Genomic DNA, 26,234 nt, shown 5'->3' with positions numbered 1-26,234 from the left:
GAGCCGGGCCGATTCGTACCGTGTGGCCTATTTTACGTTGCGTGACAACGTTTTTCGGGCATCGATAGCCGAGGATCGCTGCCGGTGGCTGAAAGAAGCGCTGGCCTCGCTCAGCAGAGAATGGAAAGTCGGCCCGGACCCGTGTGAGGACGAAGGCGAGTACTGCCTCGATGAGGATGAACTCGCGGCCCTTACCCCGACGAATGGGCCGACGACCAGGACGAGTAGCAAAGGCGTAGCGCCGGATTCGGCAGATCTGGACCTCGTGGGCCGGATAGCCCGTAAGGCTTGATGCCCTGTCGAGCACGGCGATCGGCGCGCATATGGTCAGGAAGTGCTGCCGAAGCGGGCGGTATCGGTGAGGACCGTGTCGATCGGAGTGGGGAACAGGTCGAAGGTTTGCTGGGTCAGCGCTGAGTCGAGGACGTCGGGGTATTCCAGCGAGTAGTACATTTCGATCAGTTCCGCCATGATGGGGTCGGTCGCGCCCGCCCATGCCAGATCCGTCAGGGACATCGGGATCAACTGTGGCGCAGGCGAGTTGGTCAGCTTCGCGAGGCGCTCGGCGACATCTCGCAGTGACATGATCGTCGACGGCACATGCCAGGCCCGGCCCCAGGAGCGGTCGTCACGGGCGACGGCGGCCAGGGTCCGCGCGACATCGTCGACGTAGGACCAGCTTTTCGGTACGTCCGGGTCGCCGGGGTAGCGGGCCGGTGACCCGGCGATCACGTTGCGCGTCACCAGGAAGTTGAACACCGATCCGGCGTCTCGGCCCAGGTAGTCCGAGGCCCGGACCTCGGTGATGCGCACCCGGCCCGCCTCGTGCGCGGCCAGCGCGTCGAGCCATATGCGCGCTCGCACTGCGCCTTTCACCGCGACCGGAGACATCGGCAGGTCCTCGGTCATCGATCCGCCCACTCGGCCGTAGCCGTAGGTGTTGCTCAGTGATACGTAGTTCGCGCCCGTGCGTTCGGCGGCGACGAGGACGCCCGCGGCGATCGGCGGGAAGTCCGTGGGCCAGCGGTCATAGGCGGGCCAGGTGGTATTGATCAAGCTCTGGGCGCCCGCGGTCAGTGTGGTGAGCCCCTCGACGTCGGTGGTGTCGCCGATGACTCTTTCGATCATTGGATGCTCGGGTCCGAGCCCGCGCCGGCTGATCAGCCGCACTCGCTCACCGGCCTCCGCCAGCACCAGGGCAGTTCGGCTGCCCGTGCTTCCGGCACCGGCGACCACATGCAAAGACATGGCATTCCTCCTCGACTCGAACCGCCTGGCGGCGGCTCGAACCTCACTGTGCCCGGCCCCGAACAGCTAGAGTAGTGGCTGGAATGACTTATATCCCAAGGATCAAGCCATGCACCGTGTCGTCGTACTCGCTGTCCCTCCGGTAACAGCCTTCGATCTGGCGATTCCCGAAATGGTCTTCCCCACAGCACGAGTCGATGGCGAGCCTGTCTACGAGGTGGTGGTGTGCACCGCCGATCCGGGCGTGGTGGCCGGATACGTCGGGCGGAGCGTGGTGATCGATGACGGTCTGGACGAGATCGAGACAGCCGACACCGTCATCGTGACCGGTACCGGAGCACGTACCGCGGCCGATGCTCGTGTCCTGACCGCACTCCGTGCGGCCGCCGCCGCGGGCAAGCGCATCGCCTCGATCTGCACCGGTGCGTTCGTCCTGGCTCAGGCCGGTCTTCTGGACGGACGTCCCGCCACCACGTACTGGCTGTACTCGGCCGAGCTGCGCGCGCACTTCCCTACCGTGGACCTGCAACCGGACGTGCTCTTCGTCGACGATGGCCAGATTCTCACCTCGGCCGGATTGGCCGCCGGGCTGGACCTCTGCGTGCACATCGTGCGCCGCGACCATGGTGCAGCGGTGGCCAATGCTGTGGCGCGCTTGGCCGTCGTCGCGCCGATTCGTCCCGGCGGCCAAGCACAGTTCATCGAAACGCCACTGCCGCCGGAAACCGGAACCTCGCTGGCCGAAACCCGTTTCTGGGCATTGCAAAGACTCGACGAGCCGCTCACCCTGCGTGAACTGGCCGCACACGCCCACGTCAGCACCCGCACCCTCACCCGTCGTTTCCGCGCGGAAACGGGATCCAGTCCCCTGCAATGGCTACTGCACCAACGGATCGACCGTGCGCGCGAACTTCTGGAAGTCACCGACCTCCCGGTGCCCGAGGTCGCACGGCGGTCCGGACTGGGCACCGCGGAATCATTGCGCCAGCACCTGACCAGACGACACGGCCTGACCCCCAGTGCCTACCGCACGGCCTTCAGCCGTCGATGAACAGCCCCTCCCGGATCGGTAACGATTTCCACGGCCACCGTGTCCGTGTTCGTGCAGCGGCATCGCGGTCCATAGCGTTGCCGCCCGACGGTGCGTTTCCTGTTGACGACAAGTGCGAGATAGCCGCATGCGTGTCCACACGGCCCGATTCACGAGCCGGGCGTATCTACTCATCGCCGCAGCGGCGGCAGGTGCGCTGCTGATCACTGCCCCGCCGCCTTCGCGTCGCCGCGGGCGATCTTCTTGCCGACCTCGCGCACCTTGGCGTGGTCCTCGGCGGCCTACCGCGGACCTCGAGGAGCGGCCGGCCAGCCTCCTGACCGCGCCGCGCATCGGCCGCCGGGACCGCGTCGGGCGGACTGATGGCGGATCGAATTGCCTGCCGCCGCAGGGAATCCCGTGCGGCGGCAGGTGCTCTCATCGCTCGAAGTAGCGGCGGGGGTTTCGGACCAGGATGGTGTCGATGTCGTCCTCGGTGAGGCCCTTGGCGAGGAGGGCGGGGAGGACGTCCTCGCTGATGTGGCGGTAATTCCACCTCGGGGCGATCTGGGCCTTGGCGGCCGGGTCGAACCAGTCGATGAAGCAGGCTGCGTCGTGGGCGATGACGATCTTGTCGCGGTAGCCGCGGCGGACCAGTTCCACGATGGTGTTCACGCGGTCCTCGAACGGCAGCAGGATGTCGACGCCGAAGCGGTCCATGCCGAGATAGGAACCCGCGTCGGCCAGTTCGGTGAGATAGTCCAGATCGGTGGAATCACCGGAGTGGCCGATCACCACGCGGGTCAGGTCCGCGCCCTCCTCCCGCAGCACCCGCTGGGCCACCAGCCCGGACCGGGTGTGCGGGTTGGTGTGCACCGTGATCGGCGCGCCCGTCCGCGCCGAGGCCTGTCCGACCGCCCGCATCACCCGTTCTACACCCGGCGTCAGCCCTGGTTCCTCGATGGCGCACTTGAGGAATCCCGCGCGCACCCCGGTCCCGGCAATGCCCTCGGTGAGGTCCTTGACGAACAGCTCCACCATCGGCTCGGGGATGTCCATCATCAAACCGGGCCCGCTGTAATGGAATTGGAACGGTACATCGTTATAGGTGTAGATGCCGGTGGCGACGACGATCTCGAGCTCGGTGCGGGCCGCGATCTGCTGGATCCGGGGAATGTAGCGCCCCAGCCCCAGCACGGTCGGGTCCAGGATGGTGTCGATGCCCAGCGATTTCAGTTCGTCGAGCTTTTTCACGGCGTCGTCGACGCGGGCCTGCTCATCCCAGTCGCCGTAGTTCTGCTGGTACTCCTCGCCGAGCACGAAGACGTGCTCGTGCACCAGCACCCGGCCCAGCTCGCTGGAATCGATGGTTCCGGTGACGGTGGGGACTGTGCTCATCGAGATGCCTTGTCTGTGAATAGGTTCGGATCGATGGCGCGCTTGAGGATCTTGCCCGTCGCGCCCTTGGGAAGCTGGTCGGTGAAGGCGAAGCGGTGCGGCACCTTGTAGGCGGACAGGCGTTCCTTGGCCCAGGCGCGCAGTTCCTCGGGGTCGAGGTCGACCCCGGGCGCGGACGCCACCACCGCGCCCACCTCCTCGCCGTAGTGGTCGTCGGGCAGCCCGATCACCGCCACCTCGACAATGCCGGGATGCTCGTAGAGCACCTCCTCGACCTCGCGCGGATACACGTTGTAGCCGCCGCGAATGATGAGATCCTTGGCGCGGTCGACGATGTAGACGTAGCCGTCGTCATCGACGCGGCCCAGATCGCCGGTGCGCAGCCAGCCGCCGGACAGATCCGTCGCCGTCGCGCCGGGGCGCTGCCAGTACCCCTTCATCACGCTGGGACCGCGCATGAACAGCTCACCGACGGTGTCGGCGGGCAGCACCGTGCCCTCCGGATCACGCACCTCGATCGATGTGCCGGGCAGCGCGGTGCCCACCGATCCGGCCCGCTGCTCCCGATCCAAGGAGTTGTAGGTGGCGGCCCCGCTGGACTCGGTGAGCCCATAGCCCTCGAGAATGGTGCAGCCGAAACGGTCCGAGAAGGCCCGGATCACCTCCACGGGCAGCGACGCGCCACCCGAACAGGCCAGCCGTAGGCTCGCGAAATCCTCCGGCCCGTAGTCGCCGGCGCTGTGCAGCATGGCATTCCACATGGTCGGCACGCCCGCCACCACGGTGAGCCCGTGATCGCGGATCGTTTCGATCATCGCCTCGGGGGTGAACGGCGACACCATGGAAAACGAACTGCCCGCGTGCAGGGTGGTGATCAGGCACACCGCCTGCCCGTATACATGGAACAGCGGCAGTCCGGTGCCGAAGCGCTCCTCGGGAGTGAGCCGCAGCTGATCGATGAAAATGCGTGCGGTCTCGATCAGATTGGCGACGGTGAGCTCGACGCCCTTCGGCTTGCCCGTGGTGCCCGAGGTGTACAGCAGGATCGCGGTGTCGTCCTGATCGCGCCGGACCGGTTCGGCCACCGGCTGGGCGGGGGAGGTGTGCGCACCGGGTTCGAGCACCTGCACCGGGATACCGCGCTCGGCGGCGGCCTGCTCGGTCGCGGTGCGCGCCAGATGCCAGGCAACGGCATAACGCGCGCCGGAATCGTCGAGCACATAACCGATTTCGGGTGCGGTCGCCATGGTGTTCACCGGGATGGCGACGGCTCCGATCAGATGCGCGCCCAGATAGGCGATCACGAACTCCGGCACGGTCGGCGCCACCAGCAGCACGCGATCTCCCGCCGCGACACCGGATTCGGTGAGGTGACCGCCGAAGGCCGCACTGCGGCGCGCCAGCTCGGCGTAGGAGAGGGTGTCGTCCAGGTGACGCAGCGCGATGGCGTCGGGGCGTTCGGACGCGTGCTGCCAGACGCGGTCGGCGACATTTGTCATAGAACATCCAGATATGTAGAGATCGAATGAGACCGGGCCGATTGTGAGGGGTGTCACGGCCCTGGCCGCGACCATATATGAATCCGGTGTCAACTTCAATAAATGTCGTGACCGTGTCCGCGATGCGCGCCGGCGGACCGGATATTGTCGACGTTGGGCGATATGCGCTGGTGTGAGCGGTGATACGGTGTCAACCGGCAGCCGTCCCTGTGACCGAGTGAGTGATCCGCCGTGACGTCCGAATCTGTCGCCCGCGAGGCCGTGCCTCGTCGAGTGCCCCCGCGCACCAAGCGCGGAGAGCGCACCCGCGCAGCCCTCATTGCCGGAGCTCGGGAAGTCTTCGAACGCGACGGCTACCTGGATGCCAGGATCGCCGACATCTCCAAGGCCGCCGGCGCCGCCTCGGGGTCGTTCTACACCTACTTCGACAGCAAGGAAGAGATCTTCACCGCCGTCGTCGAGGAGGTGCAGGAGGAAATGCTGCACCCGCATGTGCGGGCGCGCACCGGCGTCACCGACCCCCGCGACCTCATCGAGGCCGCCAATCGTGAATACCTGCTGGCCTACAAGCGCAATGCGCGCCTGATGGCGGTGTTCGAAGAGGTCACCCAGATCAACGAGAACTTCCGCTCGCTGCGCGCGGAACGCAACCGCGCCTTCGTTGCCCGCAATGGCCGGATGATTCGCGAGCTGCAGGAATCCGGGCTGGCCAGTGCGGATCTCGACCCGCTGATCACCGCCCAGGCGCTGTCGGTCATGGTCAGCCGTATGGCCTATATGGTCTTCGCCCAGAATGAGCGCATCGCGTTCGAGAAGCTGGTCGGCACGCTGACTCAGCTGTGGGTCAATGCCCTGCAGCTGAAGTCCGGGTAGTTCACGCCCCGGCCGACGGTCGTCGCGTCCGGCCTCGAAATCTGAATTCGGGTTCGGGTTCGCATCGCTTTGTCCTGCGTTACCTGGTCTTTCATGACCACTGTGTGCCGTATCACAGGTATTCAACCCCGGCTGCGGTATTGACCGCGGCGGGCGTTTCGAGCATGGTTGCGGAAGAAAATAAGCGCTTAGTAACCTCCCGCTCGACGGTTGGACCCGGGCCGCGGCGCGCCGATGACCGTCGCGGCCGCGGGCGACCTGAAAGGACCTGTCCGTGAACAGATTCGAAGGCAAGACCGCCATTGTCACCGGCGCCAGCCGGGGTATCGGCCTCGGTATCGCGCAACGCCTGGTGGACGAGGGCGCCAAGGTCGTGATCACCGCCCGCAAGCAGGACGCGCTCGACGAAGCCGTCGCGGCGCTGGGCGGACCGTCGAAGGCGCTGGCCGTGGCCGGGCGCGCCGACGACGCCGCGCATCAGGCCGAGACGCTCGAGCGGGCCGTCGAGACCTTCGGCAGCGCCGATCTGCTGGTGAACAACACCGGCATCAATCCGGTGTTCGGGCCGATGGTGGAGCTCTCGCTCGATGCGGCCCGAAAGATCGTGGAGGTCAACTGCCTTGCCGCGCTGTCGTGGGTGCAGCACGCCTACCGAGCGTGGATGAAGGAACACGGCGGGGCGGTCGTGAACGTCTCCTCGGTCGCCGGTCTCAAGCCCGCGCCCGGCATCGGCTTCTACGGTTCCAGCAAGGCGATGCTGACCCACATCACCCAGGAACTCGCGGTCGAGCTCGGTCCCGATATCCGCGTCAACGCCGTCGCGCCCGCGGTCGTGAAGACCCAGTTCGCCACCGCCCTCTATGAGGGACGCGAGGAGAAGATCGCCGCCACCTACCCGCTCAAGCGGCTGGGCGTGCCGGAGGACATCGGCAGCGTGGTCGCCTTCCTGCTCTCCGAGGACGCGGCCTGGCTCACCGGCCAGCTGCTCGTCGTGGACGGCGGCATCACCCTGACCGGGGGTGTCTAGCGTGGCGGACATGCAGGCGTGGCGTGTCCACGAGCTGGGCGAGCCCGCGCGGGTGATGCGGCTCGTGACCGTGGAGCGCCCGGAACCCGGGCCCCGCCAGGTGGTCGTCCGGGTCACCGGCGCGGCGGCCAACTTCCCCGACGTCCTCATGTGCCGCGGCCTGTACCAGGTGCGGCCCACGCTGCCGTTCACGCCGGGCATCGAGCTGTGCGGTGAGGTCGTGGCCGTGGGCGACGAGGTCGCCGGGATCGCCGTCGGGGATCGCGTGCTCGGCGGCAGCTCGCTGCCGTACGGCGGGTTCGCCGAGTACGCGGTGCTGGAGGCGTCCCAAACCTTCTCCGCGCCACCGGCTCTGGACGATGCGGAAGCCGCGGCCCTGTTCGTCGGCTACCAGACCGGATGGTTCGGACTGCATCGTCGTGCCGCTCTGAAGGCGGGGGAGACCCTGCTGGTGCACGCGGCCGCGGGCGGTGTCGGCAGCGCCGCCGTCCAGCTCGGCAAGGCCTCCGGGGCCCGTGTCATCGGCGTGGTCGGCGGTCCCGAGAAGGCCGAGTACGCCCGTGCGCTCGGCGCCGATATCGTGATCGACCGCAGCAGCGAGGATTTCGTCGAGGTCGTCAAGCAGGTCACGGACAATCGCGGTGCGGACGTCGTCTACGACCCGGTCGGCGGCGACACCTACACCCGCTCGACCAAGTGCATCGCCTTCGAGGGCCGCATCCTGGTCGTCGGCTTCGCGGGCGGCGACATCCAGAGCGCCGCACTGAATCACGCACTGGTCAAGAACTATTCGATCGTCGGCCTGCACTGGGGGCTCTACAACGCCTACGACCCCGCCGCGGTCACCGAATGCCACAGCGAGCTGACCCGGCTGGCGGCCGCGGGCGCGATTCGGCCCCTGGTCAGCGAACGACTGGCCTTGGCGGACATCGCCGATGGCGTCCAGCGTCTCGCGGACGGCACGACCGTCGGCCGTGTGGTCTGCACGCCCGCGGCCTGATCGACACCGACCCGATCGCCTCACAGAGGAGAACATCATGAGCACCCAGACACAGCGGGTAGCGGTCGTGACCGGCGCGGCCCGGGGCATCGGCGCCGCGGTCGTACGGCGACTGGCGGCCGACGGAATGGCCGTCGCCGTCCTGGATCTGGATGAGGAGGCCTGCAAGCCGGTCGTCGCGGAGATCGAGGCGGCCGGTGGCCGGGCCCTCGCCGTCGGCGCGGACGTGTCCGACGAGGACGCGGTGAACCGGGCCGTGGACCGAGTGGCCACCGAACTCGGCGCGCCCACCGTACTGGTCAACAATGCGGGCATCCTGCGCGACAACCTGCTGTTCAAGATGAGCGTTTCCGACTGGGACGCGGTGATGGGCGTGCACCTGCGCGGGGCGTTCCTGTGTTCGAAGGCCGTCCAGCGCCACATGATCGAGCAGGGCTTCGGCCGGATCGTCAGCCTGTCGAGCACCTCCGCGCTGGGCAACCGCGGCCAGGCCAACTACTCCGCCGCCAAGGCCGGATTGCAGGGCTTCACCAAGACCCTCGCCATCGAGCTCGGCAAGTTCGGCGTCACGGCCAATGCCGTCGCACCCGGCTTCATCGAAACCGAGATGACCCAGGCCACCGCCGAGCGCATGGGCGTCTCCTTCGACGATTTCCGTCAGGCACTCATCTCCACGATCCCGGTGGCCCGCTCCGGCAAGCCCGAGGACATCGCGCACACGGTCTCGTTCCTGGTGAGCGAGGGCGCGGGATTCGTGTCGGGACAGGTGATCTACGTGGCCGGCGGGCCGAAGAACTAGCCGCGCAACGGAATCGAACGAAAGGACGAGCAATGCGCGTATTCCAGGGGCTGCCCGAACTGGAGAAGGCAGTCGGCGCCCATCTCGGCTACGGCGACTGGCACACCGTGACCCAGGAGCAGATCGACCGATTCGCCGACGCGACCGGTGATCACCAATGGATCCACATCGATCCGGAACGGGCCGCGGCCGGTCCGTTCGGGACGACCATCGCGCACGGCTTCCTCACCCTGTCGCTGCTGCCCATGCTCACCGCGAGCGTGTACACGGTCGAGGGGCTGTCGATGGGAGTCAACTACGGGACCAACAAGGTTCGCTTCCCGTCCCCGGTCCCGGTGAACTCCCGGCTGCGCGCCGGGGTGGAGCTGGTGTCGCTGGCGCCGTCGAGCATGGGATATCAGGCGATCAGCCGTGTGAGCGTGGAGATCGACGGCGTCGCCAAACCGGCCTGCGTCGCCGAATCCGTCTCGCTGCTGGTGCCCTGAGGCGAAGGAGAGGGTCCGATGAGCGATTCGATTCGCGACGACCTGCGCCGGCGGGTGGAATCCCTGCTGGCAGAGCATGATCCGAGTACCGCCGACCCGGTGACCTTCCACCGCGCCCGCTTCGATGCCGGACTGGCCTGGGTGCACTTCCCGGTCGGCCTGGGCGGCCGCGGGGCCGACCGGGACCTCCAGCTGTTCGTCGACGAGCTGTTCGAGCAGGCGGGCGCCCCCGGCCATCAGGCCGAACTCAATGGCATCGGTCTCGGTATGGTGGCGCCCACCATCGTCGCCCACGGCACCCCGGAGCAGCGGCAGCGCTACCTGCGTCCGCTGTGGACCGGCGAGGAGATCTGGTGCCAGCTGTTCAGCGAGCCGGGCGCCGGATCGGATCTGGCGGCGGTCGGCACCCGGGCCGTCCGCGACGGCGAGGACTGGATCGTCAACGGGCAGAAGGTGTGGACGTCGGTGGCCCACAAGGCCGATCTGGCGATCCTGCTCGCGCGCACCGATCCGGACCGTCCGAAGCACGCCGGCCTGTCCTTCTTCATCTGCGATATGCGCGATCGCGGCGTCGAGGTGCGACCGCTGCGCCAGATCACCGGCGAGGCCGAGTTCAACGAAGTCTTCCTCACCGACGTCCGGATCCCCGATACCCAGCGGCTGGGCGCGGTGGGAGAAGGCTGGCGCGTCGCCACCACCACCCTCAACAACGAGCGGGCGGCGATCGGCGGCCGCGCGGCGCCGCGCGAGAGCGGTGTGCTCGCGGCGGTGGCCCGCACCTGGCGCGACAATCCGGACAAGCACACGCCGGAACTGCACGATCGGCTGCTGCGGCTGTGGGTCGAGGCCGAAGCCGGGCGGCTGGCCGCCACGCGCATGCGGCAGCGGACCTCGGCCGGTCAGCCGGGGCCCGAAAGCTCCGCGCTCAAACTGGCTTTCGCGCGGTCCAACCAACAGCTGACCGGTCTCGAACTCGAAATCCTGGGCGAGGACGGCCTGCGCTACGACGACTGGACCATGGTGCGGCCCGACCGCGTCGACTTCGCCGGCCGCGGGCCCGGCTACCGCTACCTGCGCGCCAAGGGCAATTCGATCGAGGGCGGCACCTCGGAAATCCTGCGCAATATCGTCGCCGAACGGGTCCTCGGCCTGCCCACCGAGGCGCGCGGGGACAAGGACACCGCCTGGAAGGATCTGGCCCGATGAGCGACGACATCCTGCTGCTCGATATCGACACCGAGGCGGCGCTGCGGCACGCGGTGCGCGATCTGCTTGCGGCCCAGTGCGATCCGGCGGCGGTCGCGCGCGCCTACGAGGGCGATCGGGCGCTGACGCCGGGACTGTGGAAGGCGCTGGCGGGGGATCTGGGGCTGGCCGGACTGCTCATCCCCGAGGAGCGTGGCGGCGCGGGCGGCTCCGCTCGCGATGCGGCGGTGGTGCTGGAGGAGCTGGGGCGGTCCGTCGCTCCCGTACCGTTCCTCACCAGCAGTGTCATCGCCGCCACCGTGCTGCTCGCCGGTGATTCCGACCTGGTCGGGAAGCTCGCCGGCGGCGAGGTGACGGTCGCGCTGGTCGCGCCTTTCACCGCCGCCTCGCCGGACACGGTCCCTTCCTTCCGGAAGCACGCCGACGGCCGTCTGTCCGGCAGCGCGACCAGCGTCGCGGGCGTCCTGGACGCCGATGTCCTGCTGGTCGCGGTCGAAACCGCTTCCGGCACCGAGATTCACGCTGTTCCAGCGGCTTCGGCCACGGTCACACCCGTGGTGTCGCTCGATATGACCCGCCCGCTGGCCGATGTCGTGGTGGACTCCGTGCCCGGGCAACTCGTGGTCCCGGCCGATGCGGGAGCAGCCGCTGTGCAGGCTGCTCTGCGGACCGGGGCGGCGCTGTTGGCCTCGGAGCAGGCGGGTATCGCGGCGTGGTGCCTCGAGACCACCGTCGGCTACCTGAGGATGCGCCGCCAATTCGGCCGTGTGGTGGGCGGATTCCAGGCACTGAAACACCGTCTCGCCGACCTGTTCGTGGAGGTCGAGGCGGCGGCGGCCAGTGCCCGCTACGCGGCGGGTGCCATCGCGGCAGGCGATCCCGATGCCGCCGTGGGCACCGCGGTCGCCGCGGCCTACTGTGCGGACGTCGCGGTGAAATCCGCCGAAGAAGCGCTGCAATTGCACGGCGGCCTCGGCATGACGTGGGAGTATCCGGTGCATCTGTATCTCAAGCGCGCCAAGGCCGATCAGCTCGGGCTCGGCAGTCCCGGCCGTCACCGCGCGGTGCTGGCCGAACTGGTCGCTCTCGGCTCGCCCGCCGAAACTCGAAGTTGAATCCGGATTCAAGTATAGTTTCGCCTGCGCGGCACAGACTATTTCGAGGAGTGACCATGTTCGACATGACCGATCGCGCCCAGCGCTACCGGGATGATCTGCTCGCCTTCATGGATGAGCACGTCTACCCGGCCGAGGCGGTGTACGAGGCGCAGATGGCGGAATCCGGGGATCCGCATTTCCAGCCGCCGATCGTCGAGGAGCTCAAGAACGAGGCCAAGAAGCGGGGCCTGTGGAACCTCTTCCATCCGCACCCGGAATGGGGTCCGGGCCTGACCAACCTGGAATACGCCCCGCTGGCCGAAATCATGGGCCGCAGTGCGCATCTCGCGCCGGAGGCCACCAACTGCGCAGCCCCCGACACCGGGAACATGGAGGTGCTCACCCTCTTCGGCACGCCCGAGCACAAGGAGCAGTGGCTGCGCCCGCTGCTGGACGGTGAGATCCGCTCGGCGTTCGCCATGACCGAGCCCGCGGTCGCCAGCTCCGACGCCACCAATATCCAGCTGCGCATGGACCGTGACGGCGACGACTACGTGCTCAACGGCCAGAAGTGGTGGACCTCCAACGCCCTGCACAAGAACTGCAAGGTGCTCATCGTCATGGGCAAGACCGATACCGGCGCGCCCGTGCACCGGCAGCAGTCGATGATGGTCGTCCCGATCGATGCGCCGGGTGTGACCGTGCAGCGTGGCCTGCCGGTCTTCGGCTACCAGGACCGCGAGGGCCACGCCGAAGTGCTGTTCGAGAATGTGCGGGTGCCCAAAACGGCGCTGCTCGCCGGTGAGGGCGACGGGTTCATGATCAGCCAGGCGCGCCTGGGTCCCGGCCGGATCCACCACTGCATGCGTGCCATCGGCATGGCCGAGCGGGCCCTCGACCTGATGATCGATCGGGCGCAGTCGCGCGTCACCTTCGGCGAGCCGGTGGCGAACCGGGCCAATATCCAGGACTGGATCGCCGAGTCGCGCATCGAGATCGACATGGCCCGCCTGCTGACGCTCAAGGCCGCGCACCTGATGGACACCGTCGGCAACAAGGCCGCGCGCACCGAGATCGCGGCGATCAAGGTCGCGGCCCCGAATGTCGCGCTGAAGGTCGTCGACCGCGCCATCCAGGTGCACGGCGGCGGCGGTGTCTCCGACGACTTCCCGCTCGCGCTCATGTACGCCCACCTGCGTACGCTGCGCCTGGCCGATGGGCCGGACGAGGTGCACAAGCGCTCCATCGCGCAGTGGGAGCTGCGCCGGCGCGACCCCCATTGGGGCAAACGCGGGTAACCGCAACGATTTTCACACCATCACTCCTCGAGGAGGAACCCATGGCCGATCCCTGCGTCGTCGTCGCGACCATGATCGCCGAGCCCGGCCAGGAAGACCTGGTCGAACAGACCTTGCGCGCGGCGGCACCCGCCGTGCACGCCGAACCCGGCTGCGTGCGCTACGCGCTGCACCGCCATGCCAAGAATCCCGGGCACTTCGTCATGATCGAGAAGTGGGCGTCCAGGGAAGCGCTGCGCGCGCACGGCCAGGGCGCCGCGCTGCGTGAGGTCGGCGCGGCCCTGGCGGAGGCGCTCGCGGCGCCGCCGGACGTGCAGGTCTTCGAGCCGCTGCCCGCCGGTGATGCGGAACAGGGTGCGCTCTGATGACGAAGACACAGCAGGTCCGGCTCGCACAGCGCCCGACCGGGCTGACCGACGCCGACACCTGGGACGTGACCACCGAGGAACTGCCCGAACTCGGCGACGGCCAGATCCTGGTGAAGGTCGCCTTCATCTCGCTGGATCCGGCCATGCGCGGCTGGCTCAACGACGTCCGCTCCTATGTCCCGCCGGTCGGGCTGGGCGAGGTGATGCGCTCACTGGATATCGCCACCGTCGTCGAAACCAACCATCCTGATTTCGCGGTCGGCGACACGGTGAGCGGGTTGTTCGGCGTGACCGAATACGCGATCAGCGACGGCCGCGGCGTGCAGCAGGTCGACCTCGCGGTCGCACCCGGGCCCACCTGGCTGGGCGCGCTCGGAATGCCGGGTATGACAGCGTATTTCGGGCTGCTCGAGGTCGGGAAGCTGAAAGCCGGGGAAACCGTCGTGGTCTCGGCGGCGGCCGGCGCGGTCGGCAGCGTGGTCGGCCAGATCGCGAAGGCCAAGGGCGCCACCGTCATCGGCATCGCGGGCGGGGCGCAGAAGTGCCGTCTGCTGACCGAGGAGCTCGGCTTCGACGCGGCCATCGACTACCGCGACGAGGATGTGCTGCGGCGGCTGCGGGAACTCGCGCCGAAGGGCATCGACATCTACTTCGACAATGTCGGCGGTGAGATCCTCGACGCCGCGCTCGCCAATCTGCGCCGCGGGGCCCGCATCGTGCTGTGCGGGGCGATCTCGGCCTACAACGCCGACACGCTGCCGCCCGGGCCGTCGCGGTACATGTCGCTGCTGGTGCATCGCGCGTCCATGACCGGTTTCGTGGTCTTCGACTACGCCGACCGGTACGGCGAGGCGGTGGCGGACATCGCGAAGTGGCTGTCCGAGGGCAAGATCAAGAGCCGGGAGCACGTCGTCGAGGGTGGGGTGGCGCGTTTCGGAGAGACGCTCAACCTGCTGTTCAGCGGCGGCAACACCGGAAAACTGGTGCTCGCGCTGTGATGTAAGACTGTTCAGGTGACCGAATCAGAGGATCGCTCGCGCGCGGACGAGACGCGGGCCCGGCTGTTGGAAGCCGCTGTCGTCGCTTTCGCCGAGCGCGGCTTCCACGGCTCCACCACGCGCGACATCACCTCGATCGCGGGGCTGAGTACGGCGGCCATCTACGTGCACCACCGCTCCAAAGAAGAACTGCTCTACCAGGTTTCGCGCGGCGGGCACCTGAACACGCTCGAGCGCATGCGCGAGTCCGTGGCCGCCTCGGACGACCCGGTCGAGCAGTTGGTCGCGGTCATGCGGGAATTCGCCATGCATCACGCTCGCGCGCATACCGTCGCCAGGGTCATCAACTACGAACTGGCCGCGTTGAGCCCCGAGCATCAGCGCGAGATCAAAGAGATCCGCCGTGTCATCGACGCCGAGATGCGGCAGCTGATCGAGCGCGGGGTCGACGCGGGCGTGTTCGACAACCCGAATCCGCACATGGCGGCGGTGGCGCTGCTCTCGCTGGGCATCGACCTCGCCCGCTGGTACCGGGAGGGCGGGCCGCTGTCGCCCGAGGAGATCGGTGACTACTACGTGGACCTGGCGCTGCGGATCGTCGGCGCACGCAAATAGCCTGAGCCACAGTGAAAGCGGAATCCTGGTCTCGGCGAAGTATTCGCCGAGGTGTTCACCGCGCCGATCAGTCCGGGGTATCAGCTACGGCTGTGGCTTTCTGCGGCGGGGCATCAGCACAAGGGCCACCACCGCCAGAACGAACGGCAGGAGGCTGACGGTCAGCATGGTCAGCCGTAGTGCGTCCGCGAAGTCCTGCCCGAGGCGCAGTCCGGACGCGTGCCGGATCAGGTTCGGATCGAATCCGTTGCTGCCCGGACTGAGCGCCAGACTGCTACGCACGGCGTCTACCGTCCGCTCGGCATTGGTCGCGGACAGTCCGCGCGACTTGGCGTCCGCCAGCCACTCCCTTTTGAAGTAGATCCGCAGTAGTAGCAGATAGATCGTGGGGCCGAACGCGTAACCGGTCATTCCGGCGGCCAGTTGCGCGGAAGCCACCGCTCCGGAATGCCCGGGCGGCGCCTCGGATAGGACCGTCTCGGAGACCGATGTGGAGGTGACCAGCGAACCCAGGTTGCACACCCATACCGCCAGCACCAGCAACCAGAACGCCATGGTGGGGCTGACCGTTGCCGCCATCAGCAGCCCGCTCACCCCGAGCACCGACAGACCGGCGACCAGCACCGGTTTCGGGCCGTACTTGCCGATCAGTCGCCCGGCCAGGATCAGCGCGCAGGCGATCAGCAGAGTTCCGGGCAGATACAGCAGACCGAGGGACTCGGGCGAGAGCGAGAGCACCAAGCTGCCGAACTGGCCGAGGGCGATACCCAGCCCCGCGGCCAGCAAGTTCAGCGTGAGGTTCGCCGCAAGAGCCACGCTGAACGCACGGCTGCCGAACAACGCCAGGTCGAAGGCGGGCTCGGGGGTGCGGCGTTCGTGACGCACGAAAAGCGCGGCGGCCAGTGCGCTGAGCACGAGCGGCAACACGGTCTGGGGGCGGGAGATGCCGTTCGGTGCCGCCGCGAGGCCGATGACGAGGGCGAGTAGAGCCGTTCCGACCAGGACGATGCCGATCACGTCGAGCCGGCCGCGCTGTTGAACCGGGGACTCCGGGACGTACCTGTTGGTCAGCCACAACGAGGCCAGGGCCAGCAGCGGCCCGAGCAGGAACAGCGCCCGCCAACTGACTGCCGCCACCGCCCAGCCGGTCAACGCGGGACTCACCCCGCACAGCACCATCTCGACGGCCATGAACGCACCGATCGCCGCCGCCCGCTTGTTCTCCGGCACCGACGTCTTCAGCAGAGCCAGCGGCACACCCAGCAGCGCCGTCATCCCCAGGCCGCTGACCAGGCGCATCCCGAGCAGGAAGCCGTAGCCGGACGAGAGCGTCGAGGCCAGGTTGACAACCGTGACGAGGACCAATCCCGACATCATCAGCCGTTTGAGCCCGAAGGCGTCTGCGAGATTGCCCGCCGCGAGGACGGCGGCGGCCATCACCAGTGTCGCCGCGCCGCCCAGCAACCCGACGAGCTGCGCCGGGACGTGCAAGGCTCGGCTCACCTCGGGCAGGTTCAGGCTGAACACCAATGGGTCGACGACGGTGACGGTGAACGCGATGGCAAGTGCGACGATGATCGGCGTCGTCTTCGCATCGCCGCGAGACCGAACTGCAGCCACCACACACCTCCTGCGTTCTGCGCGTCGTTACCCATGGTCCCCGGAGGGACCCGCCCACGGTCGGCAACCCGGTCCAACGGCGCTGGGATCGGTACGGGTACCAGTGCCCACCGACGCAATCGCCGACGAAACCGGCGCCGCCGCAGGCTCAGATTTCCGACTGGCCGCCCTTACCCGCCGGTGCACACCCCGGCGAGCGCAAGAAAGCGGGAAGTCCGGTGTGTCGGGCTTCCCGCTTTTGTTTCGATTATCTTGCGGCGCCGCCACTTTCGGTTTTCGCCGGATCGGCTCAGTAGAAGATGTAGGGACGATGTCGTCCCAGGTTCGTTCGTTCTTCGCCTGGCTGCCCATGGACCTCGATCAGAGCATGGACCACACCGCCGCTGAACTGTCCCGTCGCGGCATCCGCGTCCATACCGCCGACCGTGCGCCACATCCCGCCCATAGCCCTGGGATCGACTGCCCCGCAAGAACTTCCACTCGCGGTTGCAGGGATGCGCGCGGCCCTGGATCCCGTGCCACTGTGAACCCCGGGTCGCGCGGCCGAGTGTCAGGGTCGGCAGGCGGTGACCAGGTTGATCAGTGACTGCTGATGGGGACCATCGACGACCGGGGTGCCGCCGAGCCGGCTGATGTAATCGGTGAGGTTGATACGGTCGCCGGTCCAGCCGCGGGCGGTGAACCAGTCGACGGAGTCGGTGCGAGGCTCGTTGTAGATCATTCCCACCCACTCCGCGGCGTCGGTCGCGTCGCGGTCCTCGGTCATGGCGGTGACGGATTCCTCGGGCAGCGGATCCATCTGCTCGATGGCGACCCGGCTGCCGGGTGCGCTGAGCGACGCGATCGCCTCGAACAGTCTGTCCTGGGCGTCGGGGGTCAGGTAGATGAGCAGTCCCTCCACCAGCCACGCGGTTGGCGCGGTGGCATCGAATCCGCTGTCGCGTAAAGTCTTCGGCCAGTCCTCGCGCAGATCCACCGCCACCTCGTGGCGCTCGGCGCGCGGCTTGCGCCCGGCCTCGGCGAGCGTGTCCCGTTTGAACTCCAGCACCTGCGGCCGGTCGAGTTCGTAGATCACGGTTCCGTCCGGCCATGCCAGCCGGTACGCGCGGGAGTCCAGGCCCGCGGCCAGGATGACCACCTGACGGACGCCCGACTCCGTGGCGGCCGACACGTAGTCGTCGAAGTATCGGGTGCGAGCGATCTGATGCTGCTGGAAGGGCACCCCGAAATCGGGGGTCAGCAGCGGATGCTCGGCCAGCCGCCCTTCGAGCAGCTCGACCCATTCTCCGCCCGCCGCCCGCATGAACAGCTGGGCGAATTCGTCGTGCGCGGGCGCATCGTCCGCTCGGCCGCCCAGCATCCGGGCCGCCGCCACGAACAATGCCGTAGATCCAACGCTGGTCTGGATATCCCAGGAGTCACCTTCGGTGCGCATATCCGCCAACGTACCCACGCCGGCGGACAAGGTCATTTTGCCGAGCCGAGGATGGCGGGAATCCGCCGTGTATTCACCAATGCAGCGAAGAAGACAACGCAGTTCGCATTGACCTTGGGCCCGGGAAGCGCTTCACTAGTTAAGACGACTGGTCATCTTAGGAGGATGTTCATGGAAGGATCAGCGCTCGGAGGTGTGACGACACCTCTGGCCGAGTCTCTGGTACTGCCGAACGGGACGGTTCTGTCGAATCGTCTGGCCAAGGCCGCGATGTCGGAGTGCCTGGGCGATGCCCGCAGTGCGCCTACCGAGCGGCACGTCGCGCTGTATGAACGGTGGGCCAGCGGCGGGGCCGGGCTTCTCATCACGGGCAACGTGATGGTCGACCGTCGCGCGCTCGGAGAGGCCGGCAACGTCGCTGTCGAGGACGATCGCGACCTGCCGATGCTGTCTCGTTGGGCCGCGGCGGCGAAGGCCGGTGGGGCGGTGACGCTTGCGCAACTCAATCACCCGGGACGTCAAGTGCTTGCCGGCGTGAGCGCCCGCCCGGTCGCCCCGTCCGCCGTGGGTGTGCGGGGCGCCGCCGGGATCTTCCGGACGCCGCGGGAGTTGACCGGCGCCGAGATCGAGGCACTGATCGCACGATTCGCCGCTGCTGCGGCGGTCATGGTCGGGGCGGGGTTCGACGGTGTGGAGATCCACGCCGCCCACGGCTATCTGATCAGCCAGTTCCTGTCCCCGCTGACCAATCTGCGCACCGATGCGTGGGGTGGTGACCTGGCCGGGCGGAGCCGTTTGCTCCTCGAAGTCGTGCGAGCGGTTCGGTTCGCGGTCGGCTCCGATGCGGTCGTGGCGGTGAAACTCAACTCGGCCGACTTCCAGCGTGGAGGGTTCGACCGCCACGACGCGGTGGAGGTGGTCGGCATGCTCAACAACGAGCCGGTGGATCTGGTCGAGATCTCCGGTGGCACCTACGAGTCGACCGCGTTCATGGGTGTGCCGGCACAACCGGTCAAGGCGAGCACGCGGGCGCGGGAGGCCTACTTCGTCGATTTCGCCGAGGAGGTCCGCGACGGCCTGCGGGTTCCGTTGATGGTTTCCGGTGGCTTCCGCACCGTGGCCGGGATGGCCGCGGCACTCGACTCCGGTGCCGTTGACGTCATCGGCCTCGGGCGCCCACTGGCCCTGGAACCCGATCTCGCGCGCAGGTTCCTCGACGGGACCGCGGCCGCCAGCACCGTGCGCCCGCGTCAGCTCGGGTGGCGCCGCTTCGACGGTATGACCGACCTCATCTGGCACACCACGCAGTTGCAACGCATGGGCCGACGACGGGACCCGAAGCCGGGGCGGCACCCGCTGCTGACGTTGGCGGAATACTCCTGGCATTACGCCCCCTACCTCGCGCATCGGATCACCGGAGGACTGCGATGACCCGCCAACGGGCCGCAACCGCCGAAGTCCGAGAGCGGCTGCTACAAGCCGGGCTGGATCTGTTCCATTCACGCGGCTACCACGCCGTCGGCGTGCAAGAGATCACGAACGCCGCCGGAATGCCCAAGGGCTCGTTCTACAACCACTTCGCCAGCAAGGAAGACCTCGCGCTGGCGGCTCTCGAGCAGTACGCCGCGCAAAGCCCGCTCGATCTGCTGACCGACCGCAGTGCGGGAGCCGTCGCCGCGCTGCGAGCGCATTTCGAGGAACTCGCGCGCCGGTTCACCGAGTCGGACTACCGGCGCGGGTGCTTGATGGGCAACTTCTCCAACGAGATAGCCGACGAACTGGACCGGCCCCGCCAGCTCTTGGCCGACCTCTTCGAGGGCTGGAAGTTCCAGCTCACCGACGTCATCACTGCGGCACAGGCGGCCGGGGAGGTCTCCGCGGCCGTGCCGGCCGACCGCCTGGCAGGGCTGGTGCTCAGCGCGTGGGAAGGCAGCCTCACCCGTGCCCGCGCCGCCCACAACGCCGACCCGCTCCACGACTTCTTCGACACCGTCTTCGACCACCTGCTCGCGGTGTAGTCACCGCCGAGCCCACCGAGAAAGACACCAGCATGTCCCGATCGCTCGCCGAACGCCGCAACGCTCATCTCGCCCGACTACTCGGGCGCTTCTTCCACGCCTACGCCCCCGAGGACGCCCCGCTGCCGCGCGGACCGCTGCTGCGCCCGCATACCCGGGGAAAGCGATTCACCTTCTCCCACTACAACGTGGTCATCCCCGACCTGCCCGCACCACACCGCCACCTCACGTGTCTGGCACTGATCGGAACGGCAGGTGTGGAGGTCTTCGACCTCGACGACATGGTGGCCGACACCCCCCGCACGACAGCCACACTCGCGGTCGGCACCGCCGCGCCGGGTGCTTCCTGGTTCCGCCGCTACTCCACTCGACGCGACTGCCGCTTCGAACAAGACGGCTCCCACATCCAGATCGGCGAGAACCTCACCCTCACCGGCGCCTTCCCCGACTACGAGATCGTCGTCGAGCAGCCCGAGCTCCGCCTCGACATCACCGCCCACTGCACCGGCCAGGTCACCTGGTTCGCACGCAGTCCCATCTACCAGCACCTCGGCTACCCAGCTACCTACCAAGGCACACTGACCTGGAAAGGCCGGACTCAGCAGATCAGCGGGATCCTCTCGCTCGAACACGCACGTGCCCTTTCACTCACCGCGATCCGCGACACGGCCGTGCCGCAACCGCTTAAGCTGCCGTGGAACTTCTTCACCTACCAGGTCATCAAGCTGGCCCCGGACACCCTGCTGATGCTCGCCAGCGCCGAGGCCTTCCAGCAACCCGTCCTGACAGGCGCGTGGATCAAACAAACCGACGGCCGATCGCGCCGACACGTCGACGACAGTGTCGTGTTCGAGGTGCTGCGCTACCAGGACCAACCCCACATCGCGCCCAACGGCGCCGAGATGCTGCTTCCCGCCGAATTCCGCTGGCGCATCCACAACGACGACGGCGCCGTCACCACCGAGATCAACGCACGCTACGACACCGACCCCGTCTTCGGGATCGGTCAGGGCTGGATCGGCGGCTACTCCTACAACGGCCACCACGACGGAAAACCGATCACCGGCACCGGCTACATCGAATACGTCCGCACTCGCCCGACCGCACCCAACCCGACCCGACCAAAATCCCCTACAGCCCAAATCGCCACGCCCTCACCAAAACCCAATAGTCCCGGCTTCAACTAGTCGTGCTACACCGACATGTGAAGCACCGAAATTGCGCACGAGGCAGGAGGGACATACCGCCCGTCAGGCGCTCAGGCTGATGGTGACCGCGTCCGCCTGGTCGAAGGTCACCGAGCCGAGGCGAAACGCCGATCCCAGTGCGGGCGTCGAGGTCGACACTCCGGAGGAGTGGAAAATCGGGACCCGCGCGCGATCGGGAATATCGGGTCGTGGCACGGTGGTTCGGCACAACCACAGGACGCACGACCCGGACACTCGTCCAGCGGCCGTGCTCGGAAGGCAGCGGAGGAGGCCCGGTGGACGCCGGATTCAACCTGTTCGGTGAACACATCCTCTGGACCGACGCCCTCGGCAATGTGCTCTCTCTCGCGGTGGTCTGGCTGGCCATGCGCAAGACCATGTGGACCTGGCCCGTCCAGCTGGTCGGTGCGGTCCTGCTGATGGCGGCCTCGGTGCACGCCCACGTGCCCGGCAATGCGCTCAAGCAACTGTTGTTCATCGTGCTCGCGGGCTACGGGTGGATGGCGTGGCGGCGCGGCACTTCCGACCATCGGGACCTGATGGTCCGCCCGGCCACTCGCCGCGAACGCCTGACCCTGCTGATGCTGCTGGTGGTCGGCACGATCGCGGTTGCCGAGGCGTTCGCCCACCTCGGCTGGCTGCACATCGCCTGGTCCCCGTGGGCCAATGCCTACGTCTTCGTCGGCAGCGCCATCGCGACCTTCGCCCAGAGCCGGGCCCTGACCGACTTCTGGATCATCTGGATGCTCGTCGATCTCGTCGGGGTCCCGCTCGCGGTGAAGTCCGGCCTGTACGCCTCGGGCGCGGTCTACGGTCTGTTCTTCCTCCTGGTCGTCCTCGGCTTCCTGCGCTGGCGTCGCGAATACCGTTCGCGCCGAGCCCTTCCTGTCCCACTTCCGATCACCGAACCGACCGGCGGCGGGCAGCCCGCGCGGTCTGGGCCGGAAACCCGTGCTGATGCGCGGTGAGAGTGCCGCTGTCCAATCCTGCTGAGCGCCAGCACTGTCCAGACGAGCGAGGTGCTCCCCGGCCCGGCGAGCACCTGTTGATCGCCACTCGGCAGGGTTCGTCGTCGGACTGCCGACGGCGAGTCAACCCGGAGACCGGCCGGTCGGCTTGTAGGATCGCCCGCGGAGGGTTCTTCCACGGGGAAGGAGGCCGAACGAGGTGTTTGCCAACAGTCTCGACCGGCCGATAGTCGTGGGTGTCGATGCCTCCGAGTCCGCCCTGCACGCGGTGCGCTGGGCCGCCGTGGACGCGGCGCTGCGCGGGGCGCCCCTGCATCTGGTGTTCGCGGTGCCGGCGGTGGTCGACGCCCCGCTGGACGAGAGCCCCGTCCGCCTGCTGCACGATCGACTGCGCGATACCGCCCAGGCCGCGCTGGACAGCGCCGCGCAGGCTGCCCGGAAGGCAGTGGCGGACCGGCAGATTCCCGATATCCGCACCTTCCTGGTCGACGCCCCGGCCGTCACCGTGCTGTCGGACCTCGCGGAGACCGCCTACTTCGTGGTCGTCGGCGTGCGCGGCATGAGCGCCTACCACCGCAGCCTGCTCGGGTCGGTGAGCACCGGTGTGGCGCGACACGCCCATGGACCGGTGGTGGTCGTTCCCGGCGAGACGGCCGCGCTGTCGGACCGGCCCGTGGTGGTCGGCGTGGACGGGTCGACACACAGCGTCCGCGCGCTCGAGATCGCTCTCGACGAGGCCTCCCGCCGCGGTGTGCCCCTGATCGCGGTCCAGGCCTGGGAGCTGTCCGGCGCCAGCGACACCCACAGCCACGACGACGCGGTCCGCCTGCTGACCGCCATGCTCGACCGGTATGCCGCGGCTTGTCCCGGTGTCGAGGTGAAACCGCTTGTCGCCGAAGGGCGTCCCGCACGCATTCTGCTGGATACGGCGTCCGGCGCGCAGTTGTTGGTAATCGGAAGCCACGGCACCCGTGGCTATCCCGGCATGTCGCTCGGCTCGACCGGACATGCCCTTGTGAACGGCAGCGAGTGCCCGATCGCCCTTGTTCGTCTCCGCAACTGAGCCACCGGCACCGGCGATTTCCCGCAGCGCACTCTCGATTACAAGAGTTTCACACCGGCGCACCGGGTTTGACGACGGCCGCGATGCGCACTGCTCGCGTCAATGCCGGGCAAGCGTCCGTGCCCGCACGAACGCACCCCGCTGACATCGCGATACGGCCAACAAAAACGGTGCGGTTGTAACTGTTTCGCCAGGAATCAAGAACGCCAGCAATTCCTGGGTACATCCTGCGCAAGCCGGGCTGGACCCGGAGATCAGACAAATATAGAAAGTTACGACCATGCGTAGAGCAACGGCGCTCTTCGCCGCATTACTGTTGGCCATCCTCTTTTCCACGACATACCTGACGGCTCCGAAGGCCAATGCCGATGACTGCACCGGTGATTGGGCGATCGGCATCGGCGGACTCGGCGACAACACCTCGTCCATCTTCGCCCCGTATGTCAATCAACCCGTCGGATACAACTCCGCCGACCCGATGTCGGGGTTGAACGAACTCGATCGGCTGTTCTGGCAGCACCGCAATGAATGTCCGGGCGACCACATTCGGTTGATCGGGCACAGTGAGGGCGCCGGCATCGTGCACGCCTGGGTCACCGCACACCAGGATGTCGACAATGCCAACGCCATTCTGCTGTCGGATCCCAAGCGGGCCCCCGGCCCGGGTTGGGGCGGATTGTCCTCGACTCCCGGCAGCGGGATCATCGGCTATCCGCTGGCCGGCGTCGACGACTGGTTCGGCGATTTCCCGGTGCTGACGGTGTGTAACAGCGATGACCAGATCTGCGACACTTCGGCCGGTTGGTGGGGTTACCTCTTCGGGGGTGCACACGGTCGTTACGATTTCGATGTCTGGGACTACGGCGATTGGGATTCCGGCGTCTGGTACCGGTAATCAAGTGATTCGAAGGGGATCAGTAGCCGAAAGGCACTGGTCCCCTTTGGCTGAACCCGTGCCCCATCGACGTGCACACGGCCGTACCGTTGAAGGTGATCTGACAGGTCGCGCCCGCATAGGTTATCGAGAACCGCGGATCGTGCCCGCTCACTTGCGCGATGGGCGTCAGACCAGGATTCCCGCCCGCCAAGGTGTGGCTGCCGTTGGAGTTCCACTGCGGATGCGCCGGCAATACGGTCGAATCGATGAGAATGGCAGGCACATTCGGCACCGGCACCTGTACCCCGGCGTAGAGTACATTCATGGTGGCCGCCGGAACCGTCAGATCGCATCCCACCGTGCCGTCCGTGCCGATCGAGCAGTTCCATTCACCCAGGCTGAAATACACGGTGTCGCCGATCTGCACGGGCCCGTCCGTCTCGTCGGCGTACGCGCCGCCCGCTCCGGAGAGTCCGGCAACAATCCCGAGAATTCCCCCGCAAACCCATGCGGCGGTAGCTTTCACAGCCCTGGACACGACATCTCCCTGATGCGTGAAGTGAGTTTTCCGATGGATCCGACCATGGAGAAAAATATCACTATACGGCGCAAAGGCAAGAGTCCTGTCGAGGGGGCTAACGCCATCACGGGCGTCGCTGACCCCGTGTGGGCCTTCGGATTCGGCGACAATTCAGCAGATTTGTTTTCGCTAGCGAAACGCCGGCCGCCGAGAGTAAGGCCCGCGAGGGTAACCCTCACCCCGACGTGGTGGTCCCCGATATCAGCATGCTCCCGGTCGTCGGCCTTCGAGTCACCCACGGCGTCCGCACCTCCCCGCTCAGCAGCCGTCGTCGTCCTGCTGCTTGCGGCGAATAGGTCCGCGCCGCAGTGAAATCCGGTGCGGCGGGCTTTCTCGTCGAGGGCACCCCCCGCCCCGCGAACTCACGCGTCCCGTGGAGAGGGTCGCCGCCGGGATGCCATCCTCGCCCCCTCCATCACCGAACCCATGGGGAATTGGCGGAGGTGCCGCGTCGGACGGTCAGGTCCGGACGCGGGATTCGAGCGTGGGCATGGATTACCGGTGGGGCAGGGCGGCGAGCCAGGCTCCCACCGGGTGGGGCTCGGGAGGATATCGAGGGTGGCGGGTTCGAGGGAGTCGAGCTGCCGGCCGTCGGTGAAGGCGGATTCGATATCGGTGCGGCTGAGGCGGTGTGGGCCCCAGGTTCCGGGCCGGCGGTCGCTGAAACCGAGGAGAAGGTAACGGCCGCCGGGGCGAACGATGGTGGCCGGGCCGTTCACGAGGGCGGTGCGGTCGGGCCGCGCGCTCGTTGATCCACGGCGACGACTCTGCGTGAGTGCGGCGAACGCCCACGTGGACGCGGCGGACTATACTATTCCACAGATTATTGGAGGAATCCGTGATGGTCATCAACCCGAGTGCTGAGAAGGCGCGTCTCTATGAGGCGTTCGCCGCCAGCGGCAAGGCGCTGGCCAGTGGAAAGCGGCTGGAGCTGCTGGATCTGCTGGCACAGGGCGAGCGCACGGTCGAGGCGCTGGCCAGTACGGCCGGGCTGAATCTGACCACCGCGTCGGCGCATCTGCAAACCCTCAAGCAGGCCGGCCTGGTGACGACTCGGCGCGAGGGTGTGCGCATCCATTACCAGCTGGCCGGTGATGATGTCGCGCAGCTGCTGGCGCTGCTGCGGAAGGTGGCCGAGGCCCATCAGGCGACCGTCCCGGGCGCGCGGGCCGACTATCTGGGCGAGGACGGCGCGCGGGAGGTCACGGCGGCGGAACTGGTCGCGCTGGCCGATGATTCGTCGGTGGTCGTGCTCGATGTTCGCCCGGTCGTGGAGTACCTGGCCGGGCATATCCCGGGTGCGCTGTCCATCCCGATCGAGCAACTGGCCGAACGCGTTTCGGAACTCCCCGCCGACACCCAGGTCGTCGTCTACTGCCGGGGTGAATACTGTGCCCTCGCCTACGACGCCATCCGCCTGCTGAACACGGAGGGCCGCAACGCGGTTCGCCTCGCGGACGGCATGCTGGAATGGCGGTTGGCCGGACATCCGGTCGCCATCGGGGCCTGACCGGTCGACCGCCT

The 26,234-nt window shown here is 67.6% G+C and carries 25 protein-coding genes; 19 read left to right on the top strand and 6 right to left on the bottom strand.

Features of this window, described 5'->3' with window-relative positions; translation table 11 throughout:
• Positions 1 to 327: 327 nt before the first annotated feature.
• The gene (locus GLP40_RS31230; RefSeq protein ID WP_154791599.1) at positions 328 to 1,248 is read right to left on the bottom strand and encodes an NAD-dependent epimerase/dehydratase family protein; all 921 of its coding nucleotides are present in this window, start codon (positions 1,246 to 1,248) and stop codon (positions 328 to 330) included.
• A gap of 109 nt (positions 1,249 to 1,357) precedes the next feature.
• On the opposite strand from GLP40_RS31230, the gene GLP40_RS31225 reads away from it, so the two are divergent.
• Positions 1,358 to 2,299, top strand: a complete 942-nt coding sequence (locus GLP40_RS31225; protein WP_154791598.1) for a GlxA family transcriptional regulator — start codon at positions 1,358 to 1,360, stop codon at positions 2,297 to 2,299.
• Positions 2,300 to 2,716: 417 nt separating this feature from the next.
• Here GLP40_RS31225 and GLP40_RS31220 read toward each other — a convergent pair whose 3' ends face one another.
• Positions 2,717 to 3,676, bottom strand: a complete 960-nt coding sequence (locus GLP40_RS31220; protein ID WP_154791597.1) for a phosphotriesterase family protein — start codon at positions 3,674 to 3,676, stop codon at positions 2,717 to 2,719.
• Positions 3,673 to 5,175 (bottom strand): long-chain-fatty-acid--CoA ligase, encoded by a 1,503-nt coding sequence (locus tag GLP40_RS31215; protein WP_154791596.1) that lies wholly within the window; start codon positions 5,173 to 5,175, stop codon positions 3,673 to 3,675. Before GLP40_RS31215 ends, GLP40_RS31220 begins: the two co-directional genes overlap by 4 nt.
• A gap of 231 nt (positions 5,176 to 5,406) precedes the next feature.
• On the opposite strand from GLP40_RS31215, the gene GLP40_RS31210 reads away from it, so the two are divergent.
• The 11 genes from GLP40_RS31210 to GLP40_RS31160 all read left to right on the top strand — a co-directional run bounded on the left by GLP40_RS31210 (position 5,407) and on the right by GLP40_RS31160 (position 14,941).
• On the top strand, positions 5,407 to 6,048 hold the full coding sequence (locus tag GLP40_RS31210; RefSeq protein ID WP_328290867.1) for a TetR/AcrR family transcriptional regulator: 642 nt from the start codon (positions 5,407 to 5,409) through the stop codon (positions 6,046 to 6,048).
• A gap of 274 nt (positions 6,049 to 6,322) precedes the next feature.
• A complete protein-coding gene (locus tag GLP40_RS31205; protein WP_328290866.1) occupies positions 6,323 to 7,075 on the top strand; it encodes an SDR family oxidoreductase in 753 nt (250 codons plus the stop codon).
• A gap of 10 nt (positions 7,076 to 7,085) precedes the next feature.
• Positions 7,086 to 8,075, top strand: coding sequence for an NADPH:quinone oxidoreductase family protein (locus GLP40_RS31200; protein WP_154791594.1), 990 nt, complete (start codon positions 7,086 to 7,088; stop codon positions 8,073 to 8,075).
• 37 nt (positions 8,076 to 8,112) lie between these two features.
• Positions 8,113 to 8,874, top strand: a complete 762-nt coding sequence (gene fabG, locus GLP40_RS31195; RefSeq protein WP_154791593.1) for a 3-oxoacyl-ACP reductase FabG — start codon at positions 8,113 to 8,115, stop codon at positions 8,872 to 8,874.
• 32 nt (positions 8,875 to 8,906) lie between these two features.
• Entirely contained in the window at positions 8,907 to 9,359 is a 453-nt protein-coding gene (locus tag GLP40_RS31190) for a MaoC family dehydratase (RefSeq protein WP_154791592.1), read from the top strand.
• 18 nt (positions 9,360 to 9,377) lie between these two features.
• Positions 9,378 to 10,565: an acyl-CoA dehydrogenase family protein gene (locus GLP40_RS31185; protein WP_154791591.1), complete on the top strand. Its 1,188-nt coding sequence runs from the start codon at positions 9,378 to 9,380 to the stop codon at positions 10,563 to 10,565.
• On the top strand, positions 10,562 to 11,680 hold the full coding sequence (locus GLP40_RS31180) for an acyl-CoA dehydrogenase family protein (protein WP_154791590.1): 1,119 nt from the start codon (positions 10,562 to 10,564) through the stop codon (positions 11,678 to 11,680). The genes GLP40_RS31185 and GLP40_RS31180 overlap by 4 nt, the downstream gene beginning before the upstream one ends.
• A gap of 56 nt (positions 11,681 to 11,736) precedes the next feature.
• The gene (locus GLP40_RS31175; protein ID WP_154791589.1) at positions 11,737 to 12,960 is read left to right on the top strand and encodes an acyl-CoA dehydrogenase family protein; all 1,224 of its coding nucleotides are present in this window, start codon (positions 11,737 to 11,739) and stop codon (positions 12,958 to 12,960) included.
• 41 nt (positions 12,961 to 13,001) lie between these two features.
• Positions 13,002 to 13,325: a putative quinol monooxygenase gene (locus GLP40_RS31170; protein WP_154791588.1), complete on the top strand. Its 324-nt coding sequence runs from the start codon at positions 13,002 to 13,004 to the stop codon at positions 13,323 to 13,325.
• Complete coding sequence (locus GLP40_RS31165) at positions 13,325 to 14,326, top strand: NADP-dependent oxidoreductase (protein ID WP_154791587.1); 1,002 nt, start codon at positions 13,325 to 13,327, stop codon at positions 14,324 to 14,326. Before GLP40_RS31170 ends, GLP40_RS31165 begins: the two co-directional genes overlap by 1 nt.
• A 15-nt stretch (positions 14,327 to 14,341) precedes the next feature.
• Positions 14,342 to 14,941 carry a TetR family transcriptional regulator gene (locus GLP40_RS31160; RefSeq protein ID WP_328290864.1) on the top strand — a complete coding sequence of 200 codons (600 nt, stop codon included), beginning with the start codon at positions 14,342 to 14,344 and terminating at the stop codon, positions 14,939 to 14,941.
• A gap of 84 nt (positions 14,942 to 15,025) precedes the next feature.
• On the opposite strand, the gene GLP40_RS31155 is transcribed toward GLP40_RS31160, so the two are convergent.
• The gene (locus GLP40_RS31155; protein ID WP_328290863.1) at positions 15,026 to 16,561 is read right to left on the bottom strand and encodes an MFS transporter; all 1,536 of its coding nucleotides are present in this window, start codon (positions 16,559 to 16,561) and stop codon (positions 15,026 to 15,028) included.
• Positions 16,562 to 17,111: 550 nt separating this feature from the next.
• Positions 17,112 to 17,996, bottom strand: a complete 885-nt coding sequence (locus GLP40_RS31150) for a class I SAM-dependent methyltransferase (RefSeq protein ID WP_154791623.1) — start codon at positions 17,994 to 17,996, stop codon at positions 17,112 to 17,114.
• Between the two features lie 51 nt (positions 17,997 to 18,047).
• Here GLP40_RS31150 and GLP40_RS31145 point away from each other — a divergent pair, with 51 nt between their 5' ends.
• The 6 genes from GLP40_RS31145 to GLP40_RS31120 all read left to right on the top strand — a co-directional run bounded on the left by GLP40_RS31145 (position 18,048) and on the right by GLP40_RS31120 (position 24,148).
• Complete coding sequence (locus GLP40_RS31145) at positions 18,048 to 19,427, top strand: NADH:flavin oxidoreductase/NADH oxidase family protein (protein ID WP_154791586.1); 1,380 nt, start codon at positions 18,048 to 18,050, stop codon at positions 19,425 to 19,427.
• Positions 19,424 to 20,014: a TetR/AcrR family transcriptional regulator gene (locus GLP40_RS31140; RefSeq protein ID WP_154791585.1), complete on the top strand. Its 591-nt coding sequence runs from the start codon at positions 19,424 to 19,426 to the stop codon at positions 20,012 to 20,014. The genes GLP40_RS31145 and GLP40_RS31140 overlap by 4 nt, the downstream gene beginning before the upstream one ends.
• A gap of 32 nt (positions 20,015 to 20,046) precedes the next feature.
• Positions 20,047 to 21,201, top strand: a complete 1,155-nt coding sequence (locus GLP40_RS31135; RefSeq protein WP_154791584.1) for a DUF6670 family protein — start codon at positions 20,047 to 20,049, stop codon at positions 21,199 to 21,201.
• Positions 21,202 to 21,497: 296 nt separating this feature from the next.
• Positions 21,498 to 22,190, top strand: a complete 693-nt coding sequence (gene pnuC, locus GLP40_RS31130; RefSeq protein ID WP_328290862.1) for a nicotinamide riboside transporter PnuC — start codon at positions 21,498 to 21,500, stop codon at positions 22,188 to 22,190.
• A gap of 199 nt (positions 22,191 to 22,389) precedes the next feature.
• Positions 22,390 to 23,253, top strand: coding sequence for a universal stress protein (locus GLP40_RS34950; protein ID WP_154791583.1), 864 nt, complete (start codon positions 22,390 to 22,392; stop codon positions 23,251 to 23,253).
• A 280-nt stretch (positions 23,254 to 23,533) separates the two neighbouring features.
• A complete protein-coding gene (locus GLP40_RS31120) occupies positions 23,534 to 24,148 on the top strand; it encodes a cutinase family protein (RefSeq protein WP_154791582.1) in 615 nt (204 codons plus the stop codon).
• Positions 24,149 to 24,167: 19 nt separating this feature from the next.
• On the opposite strand, the gene GLP40_RS31115 is transcribed toward GLP40_RS31120, so the two are convergent.
• Positions 24,168 to 24,557 (bottom strand): hypothetical protein, encoded by a 390-nt coding sequence (locus GLP40_RS31115; protein WP_154791581.1) that lies wholly within the window; start codon positions 24,555 to 24,557, stop codon positions 24,168 to 24,170.
• Between the two features lie 994 nt (positions 24,558 to 25,551).
• Between GLP40_RS31115 and GLP40_RS31110 the strand changes: the two genes are divergently transcribed.
• Entirely contained in the window at positions 25,552 to 26,220 is a 669-nt protein-coding gene (locus tag GLP40_RS31110; protein ID WP_154791580.1) for an ArsR/SmtB family transcription factor, read from the top strand.
• Positions 26,221 to 26,234 lie beyond the last annotated feature (14 nt).

The organism is Nocardia aurantiaca, assembly GCF_009708175.1.
GTDB lineage: Bacteria > Actinomycetota > Actinomycetes > Mycobacteriales > Mycobacteriaceae > Nocardia > Nocardia aurantiaca.
The sequence above is the reverse complement of the archived record's forward strand: the minus strand, read 5'-3'. Positions and strand labels throughout refer to the sequence as shown.

Excerpts from the sequence above, each read along its gene's own strand:
- fabG (WP_154791593.1), top strand. The coding sequence starts at position 8,113 with ATGAGCACCCAGACACAGCGGGTAGCGGTCGTGACCGGCGCGGCCCGG.
- GLP40_RS31110 (WP_154791580.1), top strand. The coding sequence starts at position 25,552 with ATGGTCATCAACCCGAGTGCTGAGAAGGCGCGTCTCTATGAGGCGTTC.
- GLP40_RS31140 (WP_154791585.1), top strand. The coding sequence starts at position 19,424 with ATGACCCGCCAACGGGCCGCAACCGCCGAAGTCCGAGAGCGGCTGCTA.
- GLP40_RS31185 (WP_154791591.1), top strand. The coding sequence starts at position 9,378 with ATGAGCGATTCGATTCGCGACGACCTGCGCCGGCGGGTGGAATCCCTG.
- GLP40_RS31150 (WP_154791623.1), bottom strand. The coding sequence starts at position 17,996 with ATGCGCACCGAAGGTGACTCCTGGGATATCCAGACCAGCGTTGGATCT.
- GLP40_RS31145 (WP_154791586.1), top strand. The coding sequence starts at position 18,048 with ATGGCGGGAATCCGCCGTGTATTCACCAATGCAGCGAAGAAGACAACG.
- GLP40_RS31200 (WP_154791594.1), top strand. The coding sequence starts at position 7,086 with ATGCAGGCGTGGCGTGTCCACGAGCTGGGCGAGCCCGCGCGGGTGATG.
- GLP40_RS31215 (WP_154791596.1), bottom strand. The coding sequence starts at position 5,175 with ATGACAAATGTCGCCGACCGCGTCTGGCAGCACGCGTCCGAACGCCCC.
- GLP40_RS31170 (WP_154791588.1), top strand. The coding sequence starts at position 13,002 with ATGGCCGATCCCTGCGTCGTCGTCGCGACCATGATCGCCGAGCCCGGC.
- GLP40_RS31220 (WP_154791597.1), bottom strand. The coding sequence starts at position 3,676 with ATGAGCACAGTCCCCACCGTCACCGGAACCATCGATTCCAGCGAGCTG.
- GLP40_RS31175 (WP_154791589.1), top strand. The coding sequence starts at position 11,737 with ATGTTCGACATGACCGATCGCGCCCAGCGCTACCGGGATGATCTGCTC.
- GLP40_RS31190 (WP_154791592.1), top strand. The coding sequence starts at position 8,907 with ATGCGCGTATTCCAGGGGCTGCCCGAACTGGAGAAGGCAGTCGGCGCC.
- GLP40_RS31165 (WP_154791587.1), top strand. The coding sequence starts at position 13,325 with ATGACGAAGACACAGCAGGTCCGGCTCGCACAGCGCCCGACCGGGCTG.
- GLP40_RS31230 (WP_154791599.1), bottom strand. The coding sequence starts at position 1,248 with ATGTCTTTGCATGTGGTCGCCGGTGCCGGAAGCACGGGCAGCCGAACT.
- GLP40_RS31225 (WP_154791598.1), top strand. The coding sequence starts at position 1,358 with ATGCACCGTGTCGTCGTACTCGCTGTCCCTCCGGTAACAGCCTTCGAT.
- GLP40_RS31120 (WP_154791582.1), top strand. The coding sequence starts at position 23,534 with ATGCGTAGAGCAACGGCGCTCTTCGCCGCATTACTGTTGGCCATCCTC.
- GLP40_RS31180 (WP_154791590.1), top strand. The coding sequence starts at position 10,562 with ATGAGCGACGACATCCTGCTGCTCGATATCGACACCGAGGCGGCGCTG.
- GLP40_RS31135 (WP_154791584.1), top strand. The coding sequence starts at position 20,047 with ATGTCCCGATCGCTCGCCGAACGCCGCAACGCTCATCTCGCCCGACTA.